General features: G+C 60.1%; 14 protein-coding genes and 6 pseudogenes. 13 read left to right on the top strand and 7 right to left on the bottom strand.

Translation table 11 applies throughout. The features are described from left to right. Nucleotides 1–12 precede the first annotated feature (12 nt). The 4 genes and pseudogenes from AC1DE4_RS28580 to gatC form a co-directional block, all read right to left on the bottom strand. Nucleotides 13–246: pseudogene (locus AC1DE4_RS28580) on the bottom strand (transposase); the annotation flags it as partial. Nucleotides 247–300: 54 nt separating this feature from the next. Further along, nucleotides 301–771 (bottom strand): annotated as a pseudogene (locus AC1DE4_RS28575) (IS3 family transposase); the annotation flags it as partial. Beyond that, nucleotides 771–929 (bottom strand): annotated as a pseudogene (locus AC1DE4_RS28570) (transposase family protein); the annotation flags it as partial. The pseudogenes AC1DE4_RS28570 and AC1DE4_RS28575, both read right to left, overlap by 1 nt. Before the next feature lie 291 nt (nt 930–1,220). Continuing rightward, nucleotides 1,221–1,508: an Asp-tRNA(Asn)/Glu-tRNA(Gln) amidotransferase subunit GatC gene (gatC, locus tag AC1DE4_RS28565; protein ID WP_060585941.1), complete on the bottom strand. Its 288-nt coding sequence runs from the start codon at nt 1,506–1,508 to the stop codon at nt 1,221–1,223. An 86-nt stretch (nt 1,509–1,594) separates the two neighbouring features. Here gatC and AC1DE4_RS28560 point away from each other — a divergent pair. The 5 genes and pseudogenes from AC1DE4_RS28560 to AC1DE4_RS28540 form a co-directional block, all read left to right on the top strand. After that, nucleotides 1,595–1,708 (top strand): annotated as a pseudogene (locus AC1DE4_RS28560) (protein usg); the annotation flags it as partial. Nucleotides 1,709–1,858: 150 nt separating this feature from the next. Continuing rightward, nucleotides 1,859–2,335, top strand: a complete 477-nt coding sequence (locus AC1DE4_RS28555) for an Hsp20 family protein (RefSeq protein WP_060585936.1) — start codon at nt 1,859–1,861, stop codon at nt 2,333–2,335. Between the two features lie 69 nt (nt 2,336–2,404). After that, nucleotides 2,405–2,704, top strand: a complete 300-nt coding sequence (locus AC1DE4_RS28550; protein ID WP_477884207.1) for a DUF982 domain-containing protein — start codon at nt 2,405–2,407, stop codon at nt 2,702–2,704. Between the two features lie 9 nt (nt 2,705–2,713). Continuing rightward, nucleotides 2,714–2,995: a hypothetical protein gene (locus AC1DE4_RS28545; RefSeq protein ID WP_060585934.1), complete on the top strand. Its 282-nt coding sequence runs from the start codon at nt 2,714–2,716 to the stop codon at nt 2,993–2,995. A 226-nt stretch (nt 2,996–3,221) separates the two neighbouring features. Beyond that, a pseudogene (locus AC1DE4_RS28540) lies at nt 3,222–3,365 on the top strand (SPW repeat protein); the annotation flags it as partial. Nucleotides 3,366–3,495: 130 nt separating this feature from the next. Here the strand turns inward: AC1DE4_RS28540 and AC1DE4_RS28535 are convergent. Together AC1DE4_RS28535 and AC1DE4_RS28530 are read right to left on the bottom strand one after the other, a co-directional pair. Further along, complete coding sequence (locus tag AC1DE4_RS28535; RefSeq protein ID WP_477884205.1) at nt 3,496–3,762, bottom strand: NADH dehydrogenase ubiquinone Fe-S protein 4; 267 nt, start codon at nt 3,760–3,762, stop codon at nt 3,496–3,498. A gap of 65 nt (nt 3,763–3,827) precedes the next feature. Continuing rightward, nucleotides 3,828–4,373, bottom strand: coding sequence for an Hsp20/alpha crystallin family protein (locus tag AC1DE4_RS28530; RefSeq protein ID WP_477884203.1), 546 nt, complete (start codon nt 4,371–4,373; stop codon nt 3,828–3,830). A 190-nt stretch (nt 4,374–4,563) separates the two neighbouring features. Between AC1DE4_RS28530 and AC1DE4_RS28525 the strand changes: the two genes are divergently transcribed. The 6 genes from AC1DE4_RS28525 to AC1DE4_RS28500 all read left to right on the top strand — a co-directional run bounded on the left by AC1DE4_RS28525 (nt 4,564) and on the right by AC1DE4_RS28500 (nt 11,211). After that, nucleotides 4,564–4,878 (top strand): co-chaperone GroES, encoded by a 315-nt coding sequence (locus AC1DE4_RS28525; protein ID WP_477884201.1) that lies wholly within the window; start codon nt 4,564–4,566, stop codon nt 4,876–4,878. A gap of 54 nt (nt 4,879–4,932) precedes the next feature. After that, complete coding sequence (gene groL / locus AC1DE4_RS28520) at nt 4,933–6,561, top strand: chaperonin GroEL (protein WP_113472166.1); 1,629 nt, start codon at nt 4,933–4,935, stop codon at nt 6,559–6,561. Between the two features lie 206 nt (nt 6,562–6,767). Continuing rightward, entirely contained in the window at nt 6,768–8,108 is a 1,341-nt protein-coding gene (locus AC1DE4_RS28515; RefSeq protein WP_477884198.1) for a Do family serine endopeptidase, read from the top strand. A gap of 43 nt (nt 8,109–8,151) precedes the next feature. Continuing rightward, entirely contained in the window at nt 8,152–9,333 is a 1,182-nt protein-coding gene (locus AC1DE4_RS28510) for a COG1470 family protein (RefSeq protein ID WP_477884196.1), read from the top strand. Further along, nucleotides 9,330–10,268: an ABC transporter ATP-binding protein gene (locus tag AC1DE4_RS28505; protein ID WP_477884194.1), complete on the top strand. Its 939-nt coding sequence runs from the start codon at nt 9,330–9,332 to the stop codon at nt 10,266–10,268. The genes AC1DE4_RS28510 and AC1DE4_RS28505 overlap by 4 nt, the downstream gene beginning before the upstream one ends. Then, nucleotides 10,258–11,211 carry an ABC transporter permease gene (locus AC1DE4_RS28500; RefSeq protein ID WP_477884192.1) on the top strand — a complete coding sequence of 318 codons (954 nt, stop codon included), beginning with the start codon at nt 10,258–10,260 and terminating at the stop codon, nt 11,209–11,211. Before AC1DE4_RS28505 ends, AC1DE4_RS28500 begins: the two co-directional genes overlap by 11 nt. On the opposite strand, the gene AC1DE4_RS28495 is transcribed toward AC1DE4_RS28500, so the two are convergent. Next, complete coding sequence (locus AC1DE4_RS28495; protein ID WP_060585923.1) at nt 11,165–11,533, bottom strand: SDR family NAD(P)-dependent oxidoreductase; 369 nt, start codon at nt 11,531–11,533, stop codon at nt 11,165–11,167. The two genes, AC1DE4_RS28500 and AC1DE4_RS28495, sit on opposite strands and share 47 nt — an antisense overlap. A 134-nt stretch (nt 11,534–11,667) precedes the next feature. On the opposite strand from AC1DE4_RS28495, the gene AC1DE4_RS28490 reads away from it, so the two are divergent. Together AC1DE4_RS28490 and AC1DE4_RS28485 are read left to right on the top strand one after the other, a co-directional pair. Continuing rightward, a complete protein-coding gene (locus tag AC1DE4_RS28490; RefSeq protein ID WP_477884190.1) occupies nt 11,668–12,540 on the top strand; it encodes an AraC family transcriptional regulator in 873 nt (290 codons plus the stop codon). A 157-nt stretch (nt 12,541–12,697) separates the two neighbouring features. Beyond that, a pseudogene (locus AC1DE4_RS28485) lies at nt 12,698–12,843 on the top strand (Tn3 family transposase); the annotation flags it as partial.

Genomic DNA, 12,843 nt, shown 5'->3' with positions numbered 1-12,843 from the left:
CTGGTCAGGACCATAGCGATGMYCGTGAAGCTGCTTGGCRTCGGCAAACGAGCGCTCGACCGTCKCCTTGCGGCGCTTRTAGATYGCCTTGCCCCAGGACGTCAGGCGCGCTCGCGCTGCATCGGCCCAGACATGACGGGTGACGGTGCGGGTCGCAGCGGCGTTTGATGTGCAGGCGGCCAACAACGGGCAGTCGCGGCAGATCGCCGGGTCGGAGCGATAGTGGCGATAGCCGGTGCGATCGGAATAGGTGGCCGGCTTCGTTTCGGAATCAGCGGCCGACTTCACCGGAATGCGCACTGAGCACCACCGAAGGTTTGACACTTCGACCGCAACACGGCCATCATGGAGGCGGGCATCGATAGCACCGGTATGGCACTGAAGAAGCAGCCCATGCAGCTTCATCACTCGACAGACGCGCTTGGCATTTGGCCAGGCACGCCCCCCGTTGGTGAGCAAAATGGCGTGAACCCGGCGATAGCCGCAGGTCGGCATGTCGGCGATGATCGGTTTGATCTCTTCAACCAGTCCCCGATCAGCAAGCGGCGGCCGTCCACGGGCTTTGGAAGGGATCTGCTTTGCACGTTCTGCCATGTTTGACCGGGCAACACCCAAAGTCTCGCACACCGCCGTCACCGCGACGTGCCATTCGGCAATGACAGCGAGCGCAACAGATGTTTTTTTGGGGCCGGTGGCAATCTCGAGCGCTTCCTTGAGAATTTCGCCTTCTCCGAACAGGACAGACCCTCCTTGTGCATGGCGTGCACGGTAACCGTTACTGCCTTTCCTTGGACCGGCAGATCCTGAAGGCTCCGGTTGGACCAGCCATGCCGATTTCGAGTCCGCCGGCCGCAATCAGGGCAAATGCCGAACCCTGGACCGGCAGCAGAAACAACCCAACTGTCATCAGCAGTGGGCGCGACACCCAGGACTTTTGCCCCTGGGCCGGGCGATCATTTCGTTTTCGTTTGCATCCCCGCCCATAGCGGCATCATGTCTAACGGTGAGTGAACCACACAAATTGAGGAAGAACCTGATTAAGCGCAAAACGACAGGACCTTCGCCATGACACATCATTCGATCACAAACGAGATCGGCAAGCTTTCGAAGCATCGGATGTGGGCCGGAAATCTCAAGCCGCTAACACGCGCCACGCAAAGGGGCGCATCGTTTGGCGATCGCCGGCCGTGAAATGCTCCAAGGCCCGAGGCTGTCTGTGCTTACTCGAGAATCTTGGGGACCAGGAAGAAGTTGCGCTCACTGAGAGGTGCATTCGCCACGATCTCTTCGGCATGATTGCCTTCGGTCACGACGTCCTGGCGCATTTTCATGGTTGTTGGCACAACCGAGGTCATCGGAGGGATGCCTTCGACATCAACCTCCAAAAGTTGCTCGATGAAGGTCAGAATTTCGTTCAGCTCGCCACACATTTTTTCAGCCTCGTCTTCGCTGAGTGCGAGACGGGCAAGGCGGGCAATACGTCTAATGGTCGCGATATCTATCGACATAGGCTGCGTCCGATTTGATGGCTTCCGTCGCTTGCGCAAGATTTTGCCGATCTGAGCCTTCTGCCGCTAACACTGACTGCCTACCAGAAATCTGGCAAGTCAATCTCGACGGCCCGCTGCATTCCGTTCGCTATACGCATCGGTGCCTGATCCAGCCGAACGAATGGCGCCGTATTGAAGGTGAGTTCAAGCTGCACTGAGATTTGCGAAAATTCTCCAAGGCAGCACTTGAAGCCGGATTTCTCAGATACCAGATCATTTGCCGCCAGCCGCTGACAACAGGGCTGGCAATGCTGGAAGCGCCGTCTTTCGGCGCTCCATACCCATGTTGCTTTTAGGAGGATATGGCTATGGCAACATCTTACGACTACACACCTCTCTTTCGATCGAGCGTTGGCTTCGACCGGCTCTTCAACCTTCTGGAAAACGCCCAGCGCGACCGTTCGACCAGCGATTGGCCGCCCTATGACATTGTCAAGACGGGTGACGACAGCTACCGCATCTCGATTGCGGTAGCCGGCTTCGCCGAAGGCGACCTCGACATAACGTTCCAGACCAATCTTCTCACCGTTATTGGCAAGAAGCAGGATTCTCCGTCCGAAGCCTACCTGCACCGAGGCATCGCCGGCCGCCCGTTCGAACATCGTTTCGAGCTTGCCGACCATGTCAGGGTGAGTGGAGCGGGATTGAACAATGGTCTGCTGACCATCGATCTCGTCCGGGAGATTCCGGAGGCATTGAAACCGCGCAAGGTCAGCATTCAAAGCGGTTCCGCTCTCGGACGGCCGGACGCCGCGCCGCAGATCGAAGCCCAGAGCGCCGCTTGAGCAAGTTTCCACCGGAGGGCGACGCTGTAGTGGCGTGCTGCAACATCGCGGGTTGGAAAGGAGAGAGTTATGAAACCCGATATGTTCGAGAACCCTGTGCGTATTCTCGTCGGCCTTGGATTTCCGACGGACGTGAGAAGCGTGATGGACGCTTACCGCCATCTGGTCGAGTGGCCGATATCACTCAGGGATGGTCCGCATTCGGTTGCGCGCAAGGCGTGCCGCGCCGCCTTGCGCGGCGAGATCGAAGCTGAGACCGCACGTGGGTTGTTTGCCGCCTTTGCGGAAAAACACGATCTGCTGGCGCCGGAAACTGACCCGGTAACGGCGACTTATCCGAGGTGGAGTCGGGATCCACACGTAAGCTGAGGTGAACCGATGATGGACGATATGTTTAAGCAGATTGCCGCAACTGCCGTGAACATCGGACCGGAAGTTCTAGCATCTCACTGGTCGCCGTTTCGACGTCCAATGGATGTGGTGAAGGCTCCTGCACTTTCTGTCGATGATAAACGGGCCATTCTCGCCGCGTGGGCTTCGGACTTTTACGCGATAGATTCGAAGCCAGCTCTCCGTCATATGCCAGGAACGCCTGAGCCGGTTTCAATCGATGAGGTTCGGTCTGCCCTGCGAGAGCTCGATTCGCGGTACGATATCTGACGGAGTTATCTGGGCGCCTGCTTCAAAGACTTGCCAGCTTTCCGACGGGCGGTTCTCATATGAGGCGGCCCGTCAAAGATATACGGACTGGGAATTCAGTTCACATCGAGAGAATGCCTTCTTCAGACGGCACGGTGCCAGCTTTCGCTTTTCATTATTGTTCCGGCGGCCGCTTTTAGGCCTGGAGGAGCGGTAGGCTGTGGTGCGGTTGAGCCGCACCTTCTCCTGGCTGATGGTCTCGCCCTGGCTGCTTCAATTCGCGGCGAACATGAACGCGATGTGGACCCATGTGGTCCTCGGCGTGCTCGTCACCGCCGTGTCAGCCTGGGCACTCTGGGACTATCGGTGGAACTCGCATGCACATGTATGATCGAGAAAAGGAGAGCACGGCCCGCCGCTTCAGCGGCGGGCTCTTCCGAAAATTGGCGATGCCGATCGATGCGCCGATCGCGCAGCAACGGGGATTGAATGGTAGAGCTTGCCGGCGATATCAACGAAAACTAGGGACGGCGGCCCCTGTCGTCTACGACGGTGCAATTCAGTTTCTGTCGCTTTGCGTAGGCAATGGCGGCATCGCGGGTTGGGAAATGCAGTTCAACCTGAGTCAGCGTGTCACTCCCGCCAGTGTAGCCCATCAGATAGTCGATGACGGGTGGGGCTTGCCGTTCGAATACCAGCAGCCAAGGTCGCCCCGAGACGCGCGCCGAAGTCATCACAGAGCGTGACGGGCGAAAAATGCGTGCAAGGGGTTCCGTCAACCACGTCATCGGTTTTTGCCACGCGAATAACCAGCCGGGCACGTTAGCACCCGGCTGGCTTGCGGCGGTCGGTATTATTTGGTGCTGTCGATCGTGATCCGCTTGACGTTGGCTCGCGCCTTTTCGGTCTTCGGCAGCGTCAAGGTGAGCAGACCGTTCTTGAACGTTGCGGCGACCTTGTCCTCATCGACTTGGCGACCAAGGGCCAGCCGCCGTTCGAAGCGCCCGTAGTAGCGCTCGCTGAACCGGCGATCCTTGTCCTCAGTCTCCGATTTGTTCTCGCCGCGAAGCGTAAGCACGCCATCTTCCAGCAGCACCTCGATGTTGTCTGGATCGACGCCTGGTACCTCCGCGATCAGGCGGATTTCGTTGTCATTCTCCTCGATTTCCACGTGCGGCCACGAACCATTGAAGGGCGACGTGCCACCGAGCAACGATGGCGGGCCGAGGCCGCGGAAGACTTCGTCGAAACATAGGTACGAGGGAGCGCTAAGAAGCTTGGGGCTCCCGGACTGGTGTCGACCCACTTGGGCGTCGATGAGAATGAGGTGGGGATCATGATGCCTTGCGTCAAGAGGCAGCCACACCCTCCAACCACCAGCGACGTGAAATAGACCCATCAATTCATGCCGGTAGCACTCGATAGGCTAGAGTGCTAAAAAATTTCCGGTCCCCTCTTGAAACTCCAAATATCAGAAACCAGATCGATTTGCGCGCGATGCCGAAAGGATCGGCGCCCCGCGTCGGTTTCGCTCCGAATGCGGCGCGGAGGACCTGTTGAAAAATCTGTTTGTCCATGAGGAGAGCGACATGACGTTCCGTCCCTTGCATGACCGAATCCTGGTGCGCCGCATCGAGGCCGAGGAGAAAACGGCCGGCGGCATCATCATTCCAGACACGGCAAAGGAAAAGCCACAGGAAGGTGAGGTCGTTGCGGCCGGCCCAGGTGCGCGCGACGACAGCGGGCAGTTGCGTCCGCTCGATGTGAAAGTGGGTGATCGCATTCTGTTCGGCAAATGGTCGGGCACCGAGATCAAGCTCAGTGGCGAAGATCTCCTGATCATGAAGGAATCGGACGTGATGGGCGTGATCGAGGTCGACGCCGCAGCGAGAAACGCAGCCTAGTGCCGATCCCGCCCGCTGCTGACGAGCAATGCTGCCTCAGGAAGGAGTAGAAAAATGGCTGCCAAGGAAGTGAAATTCCATTCCGACGCCCGCGAAAAGATGCTGCGCGGCGTCGACATCCTCGCCAATGCTGTCAAGGTTACGCTCGGTCCAAAGGGCCGTAACGTCGTCATCGACAAGTCATACGGCGCGCCCCGCATCACCAAGGACGGCGTCACCGTCGCCAAGGAGATCGAGCTTGAGGACAAGTTCGAGAATATGGGCGCACAGATGGTGCGGGAGGTTGCCTCGAAGACCAGTGACATCGCTGGTGACGGTACCACCACCGCGACTGTTCTCGCTCAGGCGATCGTCAAGGAAGGTGCGAAGGCTGTGGCGTCGGGCATGAACCCGATGGACCTCAAGCGCGGTATCGACAAAGCAGTCGAAGCTGTGGTCGAGGAACTGCGGCGGAACGCCCGTAAAGTCACCAGGAACGACGAGATCGCCCAGGTTGGCACCATCTCGGCCAATGGCGACACCGAGATTGGCCGCTTCCTCGCAGAAGCGATGGAAAAGGTCGGCAACGAAGGAGTGATCACCGTCGAGGAAGCCAAGACCGCGGTGACGGAGCTGGAAGTCGTCGAAGGCATGCAATTCGATCGCGGTTATCTCTCGCCGTATTTCGTCACCAACCCCGAGAAGATGCGGGTTGAGTTCGAGGAACCCTACATCCTGATCCACGAAAAGAAGCTCTCGAACCTGCAGACATTGCTGCCGGTTCTCGAAGCGGTCGTTCAATCAGGCAAGCCGCTGCTGATTATCGCCGAGGATGTCGAAGGCGAGGCGCTGGCGACGCTTGTTGTCAACAAGCTGCGCGGCGGCCTGAAGGTGGCTGCCGTCAAAGCGCCGGGCTTCGGCGACCGCCGCAAAGCGATGCTGGAGGACATAGCGATCCTCACTGGCGGAACCGCGATCTCTGAAGATCTCGGTATCAAGCTCGAGAACGTGACCCTCAATATGCTTGGCCGCGCCAACAAGATTGTCGTCGAAAAAGACAACACGACGATCGTCGACGGCGCTGGCTCAAAGACAGAGATTGACGGCCGCGTCGCGCAGATCAAGGCGCAGATCGAGGAAACCACGTCGGACTACGATCGCGAGAAGTTGCAGGAGCGGCTGGCCAAGCTTGCCGGCGGCGTTGCCGTCATCCGCGTCGGCGGCTCAACCGAGGTTGAGGTGAAGGAACGCAAGGACCGCGTCGACGACGCCATGCACGCCACGCGGGCGGCCGTCGAGGAGGGCGTGTTGCCCGGCGGAGGCGTCGCTTTGCTGAGAGCCGTCAAAGCACTGGACAACGCTCAGACCGAGAATGCCGATCAAAGGCACGGCATCGACCTGGTTCGCCGCGCGATCGAGGCGCCGGTGCGCCAGATCGCCGAGAACGCGGGTGCCGAAGGCTCGATCATTGTCGGCAAGCTGCGCGAGAAGACCGAATTTGGCTATGGCTGGAACGCGCAAACGAACGAATTCGGTGATCTTTACGATCAGGGCGTGATCGACCCGGTCAAGGTCGTTCGCACCGCGCTGCAGGACGCGGCCTCGGTCGCCGGCCTGCTGATCACCACCGAGGCAATGGTCGCCGAGAAGCCGAAGAAGGATGCACCGCTCCCGCCGATGCCGGGAGGTGGCATGGACTTCTGACTGCAATGATAAGCCCGCGCCCCCGACGGGGCGCGGGCTTTGGGTAGACTTGTGAAGTAAGAGATGCATTGCGCCTGAATCGGCGCGGCGTTTCGATATCGGACTGGTGCTGGTTTGGCAGGAGCCAAAATCGTGGCTCCGATGAGGCTGGCCCCGAGGGCCCGCCCCCTGCACCGAAGGAGGATCTGAAGAATTCGGGGCCAAAAATGACCACGCGTTCGTCGAAATATGTTGGCGTATTCGCCGCACTCGTCCTCATCCTGGTTCCTGCGCCGTTACCGGCGGCGCGGCCGCAGTCGGCGATGTCGGCAAGCACGCAACCCCCGCTCGCTGATGTCTTGGAGAAGGTCACGCCGGCGGTCGTCAACATTGCAGTAAGGTCTCGCGCTTCCGCCGAAACCAATCCTCTTTACAACGATCCCTTCTTCCGCCGCTATTTCAACCTGCCTGAGCAGGAGCAGCGGCTGAGCGCGGGCTCCGGCGTCATCGTTGACGCCGACAAAGGCTATATCCTCACCAATCACCATGTCGTCGCGGACGCCGGCGAGATTGCGGTAACCCTGAAGGACCGCCGCCGCTTCACGGCCGAATTGGTCGGCACCGACAAGGCAACGGATATAGCGTTGCTGAGGATCGACGCTGACAAGCTGACGGCGCTTCCGTTTGGCGATTCCGGTGCGCTGCGGGTCGGCGACTCCGTTGTCGCGATCGGCAATCCGTTCGGGCTTGGCCAGACCGTCACCTCCGGCATCGTCAGCGCCCTTGGCCGTGGCGGCATCAATCTCGAGGGCTATGAGGATTTCATCCAGACGGGTGCTTCGATCAATCCCGGCAACTCGGGAGGCGCACTGGTGACAACAGACGGCATGCTGGTCGGCGTCAACACCGCAATCATCGCGCCCACCGGCGGCAATGTCGGCATCGGCTTTGCGGTTCCGATCGCGATGGCGTCGGCCGTGATGGAGCAACTGATCGAGCATGGCGAAGTGCGGCGCGGCCGGATCGGCATCTCCGTCCAGGACCTGACGCCCGACCTGGCCGAGGCGCTGAGCATTGCGGAAAGCTGCGGCGCCGTCGTCGGCAGCGTTGAGCAAGATTCGCCCGCGGCACAGGCGGGCCTTCGAGCTGGCGATGTCATCATCGCCGTCAACAATCGCAAAATCACGGGCTCGGCAGATCTCCGCAATCGTGTCGGCCTGGCTCAGGTCGGATCGGAAGTCGAAATCGAATTTCTGCGCGATCGGGTTCGCAAAACGGTGTCAATGCGCATCGAGCCGGACGAGGCAATTGCCAAGCCTGGAGCCATGCCCGCTCGCCTTGAGGGCGCTGAGTTCCAGGATGCGGCCGGCAACGTGGTTGTTTCCAGCGTTGAAGATGGAAGTGCTGCGGCCCGAGCCGGTCTGCGCATGGGCGATGTGATCGTTGCTGCCAATCGCCGGCCTATCGCGACCGTGGCGGAACTCGAGACAGCGTTAAAGAACGCCAGTGGCACGATAGTGCTCGATCTGTTTCGCGCCGGGTCGAAACACTTGCTGGTGATCCGGTAGGTGGTTGCCCGACGCATGACGTTAACATCGATGGGAGAAGGAGATGAGGAAATCTGCTCGATGGATTACAGCCCTGGCTGTAGCAGCGACGTTTGCGTGTGCTGAAGCGGTTGCCCAGCAGCCGCAGCAAGCGCCTGAATTGACCGGCTTCTGGCTAACAACGCCGCACCCGGAACTGGCGATCCGTCCGGGCAAGACTGAATCGATTCAGTTGGCCCTACGCAACGCCAACCTGCCGCCGCAGCGAGCATCCCTGCAAGTGTCTGGGGTTCCTGACGGTTGGCAATGGTYGCTCAAGGGCGGCAACCGCGAGGTTTCGGCGGTCATCGTTGCGCCCAACGCGACGGAAGAGGTCAATCTAGAACTGACGCCGCCTGAGGGTGTTGGCGGCGAAAGCGTCCCGATCGACGTTAAGGCGCGTTACGGCAATGCGACCGCCGATCTCCCACTGGTAGTGAAATTGTCGAACGCAGACGAGGGCGCCGGCCTGGAGCTAAAGTCCGAGTTGCCGGCACTCAGGGGCACGGCCAGCTCGACGTTTAGCTTCAGGATGGAAGTGACCAACGACGGCGCCGAGGAAAGTCTGTTCAACCTTGTGGCAAACGCTCCCGAGGGTTTCCAGACGCGCTTCAAACGCGGCTACGGTTCGGAAGAAATCACCGGCCTGCCGATCGAAGCGGGATCGAGCGAGAACGTGACCTTGGAGGTTACGCCTCCGAGGTCCGCGCCGGCCGGACGCTATCCGGTGGTGATGGAGGTTTCTGGCGGCGGAACGAGCACCTCGGCTGAACTTAGCATCGAAGTGACCGGGCAGCCTGAGGTTACACTGACTGGCCCGCAGGAACGGCTTTCGGGCGAGGCCGTGGCCGGCAAGGAATCACGTTTCCCCTTTACGCTTGTCAACACAGGCAGCGCGCCCGCAAGCGACATAGAGCTCGCGGTCAATCCACCTTCTGGCTGGAAAGTCGAGTTCGAGCCCGAACGCGTGAATATGATCGCGCCCGATGCCACGAGCCAGGTGAATGTCAAGATTACCCCCTCCGAACGCGCGATCGCGGGCGACTACATGGTTACCGTGCGCGCCACCGGCGGTCCTGTATCGGAGTCTGCGCAATTCCGCGTAAAGGTCAACGCTTCGACGGTTTGGGGCATGGCGGGTCTCGGCGTCATCGCAGCGGCGGCGCTCGTGCTTGGCATGGCGGTAATGAGGTACGGACGGCGATGAGCACGATCGTCATCGAAGCCAAGGGGCTCGTCAAGCGGTATGGCCGGGTCACCGCGGTCGCCGGAATCGACCTGTCCGTATCGGCCGGTGATGTTGTGGGCCTGCTCGGACCGAACGGTGCGGGCAAGACGACAACGATCCTGATGCTGTTGGGCTTGACCGAGCCGACGGAAGGAAAAGTGCGTATCCTCGGCAAGGATCCACTGCGCCAACCGCTCGACGTTAAGCGAGAGGTCGGGTATCTGCCAGATGCTGTCGGCTTCTACGACAGCATGTCAGCGCGCGAGAACCTGACCTATACGGCTCGCCTCGCCGGCCTATCATCAGACCTAGCCAAGGAGCGTATCGCAGCGGCGCTGGACAAGGTGCGGCTGACTGACGTAGCCGACCGGCTGGTCGGAAACTATTCCCGCGGCATGCGCCAGCGGCTCGGCCTCGCGGAGCTGCTGATGCGCAACTGCAGCGTCGCCATTCTCGACGAGCCTACCTCCGGCCTGGATCCGCAAGCGACTGAGGAATTGCTCGATCTGATCCAGTCGCTGAGCCGCGACGGCATGACCATTCTGCTGTCGTCGCACATGCTCAACGTCGTGCAATCCGTCTGTCACCGCATCGCCTTGTTCAGCGACGGCAAAATCGGCTTCTTCGGAACCCTCGAGGAACTGGCGGATAAAACTGGCGGCGGCGCCTTTGTCATCGATGTCGAAGTGGACGGCATTGATCTTTCGAAGCTAGGCGATTCGAGCACCGGCGTGAAGTCAATCGTGCCGGGCCGCGCAGGACATTGGCTGGTCGAAGCCGAGCGCGATGTGCGACCGGAACTCGCTCGCCTCGTCATGGAGGCCGGCGGCTCGCTCAAGAATTTGGATCTGCACCGTGCCGGCCTCGACCAAGCCTACAGCCGTTACTTCAAGGAGGCCCCCCATGATGCGTGAAGGCTCGCCATTCAAAGGCACCGCAACGGTGACGCTCAAGGAAGCTGCGGATCACATGACCAGCGCACGCATGCATCTCATCATGCTGCTCGTCCTGCTCACCGCGATTGGCGCCGTTTACGGAGCCATCGGCCGCATTACCGAAACGACCGCCGAGGACCCCTTCTTGTTCCTGAAACTCCTCACGGTCGCGCGCGAACCGCTGCCCTCCTTCGCAGCTTTCCTCGGGTTTCTCCTGCCGCTGGTGGCGATCGCGCTCGGATTCGACGCGGTCAATGGCGAATACGCGCGCCGCACGATGAGCCGGTTGCTGGCGCAGCCAATCTACCGAGATGCTGTGCTTTTCGGCAAGCTCCTAGGGGGCCTTCTCGTGATCACGATCGCGCTGCTGACGCTCTGGCTGCTGATGACCGGGCTTGGCATTCTGCTGCTTGGCCTGCCGCCATCCGCCGCGGACATCGTGCGCGGTATTGCTTACCTTGCGACCACGCTCGCCTATGCCGGTGTCTGGCTGGCGCTGGCGATCGCATTCTCGACCATAATCCGCTCGCCGGCGACCTCAGCGCTCGCGGCGCTGTCGGTCTGGCTGGTTCTGACCGTCTTCTGGAACATGATCGCACCGTTGATAGCAAGCGCCGTCGCGCCGATCGATCCTCTCGATCCGATGACCGTCGTGACGCAGTACCAAACGCAGCAGGCGGTCGCGCGGCTGTCCCCGCAGACACTTTATGGAGAGGTAACGGCGATGCTGCTCAATCCGGCGGCCCGGTCGGTCGGCCCGCTGTTCTTCGATCAGGTCGACGGTGCCATCGCCGGAGCGCCGCTGCCGACGATGCAAAGCCTGCTGGTCGTTTGGCCGCAGCTTTCAGGGCTGGTCGCGGCCATGATCCTGCTCTTCACCCTGGCCTATGTCGCCTTCCAGCGTCAGGAGGTCCGGGCATGATGGCTGCTCGGCGCATCGCAACCCGCAACTCTTTTGATGTCGCGTGAATGGAGGAGAACGATGAAAGAAGATTGCTTTCCCAGACCTTGCCAAGCGTAACGCGCACCGTGTCGCGGAAGGCGGCAAACGACCCGCTGTCGCCGACGTCGAGCTTCAAAGCTGCAACTTTGCCGCCCTCGGCTTCAATGCTCCGCACTACGTTCTCTGCCGCTTCCGGGTTATTGTTGTAGGTGAGAATAACCCCCATGCCGCGCTTGGCGCATTGGATCGCAGCACTGGCCCCAAGACCGCGGCTGCCGCCGGTGATGATGACGATGCTCATATGCTTCTCCTTCGATTTGGATAAGCAATAGATAGCCGCAGACCGCTTGCGATCGCTCGCACGATCCTCTCTGAAGATTGCCTATTTCTGCTTTCGTGTTGATTGCGCAGCATTGTTGTGAAACAACGAATTTCATGATCACACAGCTTCAAGAACTCAGGCAACTTGCCTCCAGGGCAGAGAACCGCCGTACCGAGACAGGCATTCCGCGCGTCGCGATGGTGCAGGGCGAGATCCCGGAGCACAGGCTTGCCGCCGTTTACGACCCGATGGTCAATATTATTCTAACCGGATCGAAGACCATGACCGTCGGCGACCGGACCTTCCATTATGATCCCGCGACCTATTTCGTGATGTCGATCGATCTGCCCGCCATTGGCTCAGTGTATACTTCAGCGAACCAAGAGCCTTATCTGGCGATCAGCCTGACACTGGAACCGGCAATCGTTGCGAACCTTTTGGTCGATCTGCCCAAACCTGCCGGAGGTGAACTTTACAGCACCGGCTTTTCCGTGGCACCGGTGACGACGGACCTACTGGATGCCTGGGTTCGCATGCTCCGGCTGATGGAGCGCCCGAACGAGATCGCTGCCCTTGCGCCGGCCTATGAGCGGGAAATCCTTTTTCGCGTCCTGCAGGGCCCGCTCGGCTGGATGCTACGGGATATTGCGACCCCTGATACCGCGCTTTCGCGGGTTGGCATTGCCACTCAATGGATACGCCAGAATTTCACCAAACCGCTTCGTGTCGAGGCGCTGGCGGAAATGGCGGCGCTGAGCGTCTCAGCCTTTCATCGCCACTTCAAGGCAGTAACGGCGCTGAGCCCGCTCCAGTACCAGAAGCATGTTCGCCTTCTCCATGCGCGATCCTTGCTGATTGCCGGGGAGGGGAACGCAACGTCCGTTGCTTTCTATGTCGGCTATGAAAGTCCGAACCAGTTCAGCCGGGAATATGCCCGTCAGTTCGGACTGCCGCCGTCGAAAGATGCCGCAAGGCTGCGCAGATGAAATTCGAGCGAGATAAACTCTTCGCTAAGCGGGTTCGTCACTTCGATTCCGATCAAACCGGCGAATTTTATAAGTCTCGGTGTCATCAGGCCCCCGGAACCAAAATTCCAGATCTGACAAGTCAGGGTACTTCACCTTCAACTCCTCGCCATAACGTCTGCCTGCGATCCGCATCACCGATCTGTTGCTTGAGGTGGACGCCCGCACGGGATTTTCCAACACCTTCACCCATCTGCGCAGCGGTCGGACGGTTGACAACAAGCTTGCGCTCCTCACCGCCATTCTGGCGGACGGCATCAATCT

It is taken from the genome of Rhizobium sp. 10N414 (assembly GCF_056394785.1).
This window is presented reverse-complemented; position numbering and strand designations above follow the sequence as displayed.

What these genes read in the sequence shown, in the direction of transcription:
- AC1DE4_RS28505 (WP_477884194.1), top strand. Translation starts at nt 9,330, where the DNA reads ATGAGCACGATCGTCATCGAAGCCAAGGGGCTCGTCAAGCGGTATGGC.
- AC1DE4_RS28550 (WP_477884207.1), top strand. Translation starts at nt 2,405, where the DNA reads ATGAAACCCGATATGTTCGAGAACCCTGTGCGTATTCTCGTCGGCCTT.
- gatC (WP_060585941.1), bottom strand. Translation starts at nt 1,508, where the DNA reads ATGTCGATAGATATCGCGACCATTAGACGTATTGCCCGCCTTGCCCGT.
- AC1DE4_RS28530 (WP_477884203.1), bottom strand. Translation starts at nt 4,373, where the DNA reads ATGGGTCTATTTCACGTCGCTGGTGGTTGGAGGGTGTGGCTGCCTCTT.
- AC1DE4_RS28555 (WP_060585936.1), top strand. Translation starts at nt 1,859, where the DNA reads ATGGCAACATCTTACGACTACACACCTCTCTTTCGATCGAGCGTTGGC.
- AC1DE4_RS28535 (WP_477884205.1), bottom strand. Translation starts at nt 3,762, where the DNA reads ATGACGTGGTTGACGGAACCCCTTGCACGCATTTTTCGCCCGTCACGC.
- AC1DE4_RS28525 (WP_477884201.1), top strand. Translation starts at nt 4,564, where the DNA reads ATGACGTTCCGTCCCTTGCATGACCGAATCCTGGTGCGCCGCATCGAG.
- AC1DE4_RS28490 (WP_477884190.1), top strand. Translation starts at nt 11,668, where the DNA reads ATGATCACACAGCTTCAAGAACTCAGGCAACTTGCCTCCAGGGCAGAG.
- AC1DE4_RS28515 (WP_477884198.1), top strand. Translation starts at nt 6,768, where the DNA reads ATGACCACGCGTTCGTCGAAATATGTTGGCGTATTCGCCGCACTCGTC.
- groL (WP_113472166.1), top strand. Translation starts at nt 4,933, where the DNA reads ATGGCTGCCAAGGAAGTGAAATTCCATTCCGACGCCCGCGAAAAGATG.
- AC1DE4_RS28500 (WP_477884192.1), top strand. Translation starts at nt 10,258, where the DNA reads ATGATGCGTGAAGGCTCGCCATTCAAAGGCACCGCAACGGTGACGCTC.
- AC1DE4_RS28495 (WP_060585923.1), bottom strand. Translation starts at nt 11,533, where the DNA reads ATGAGCATCGTCATCATCACCGGCGGCAGCCGCGGTCTTGGGGCCAGT.
- AC1DE4_RS28545 (WP_060585934.1), top strand. Translation starts at nt 2,714, where the DNA reads ATGATGGACGATATGTTTAAGCAGATTGCCGCAACTGCCGTGAACATC.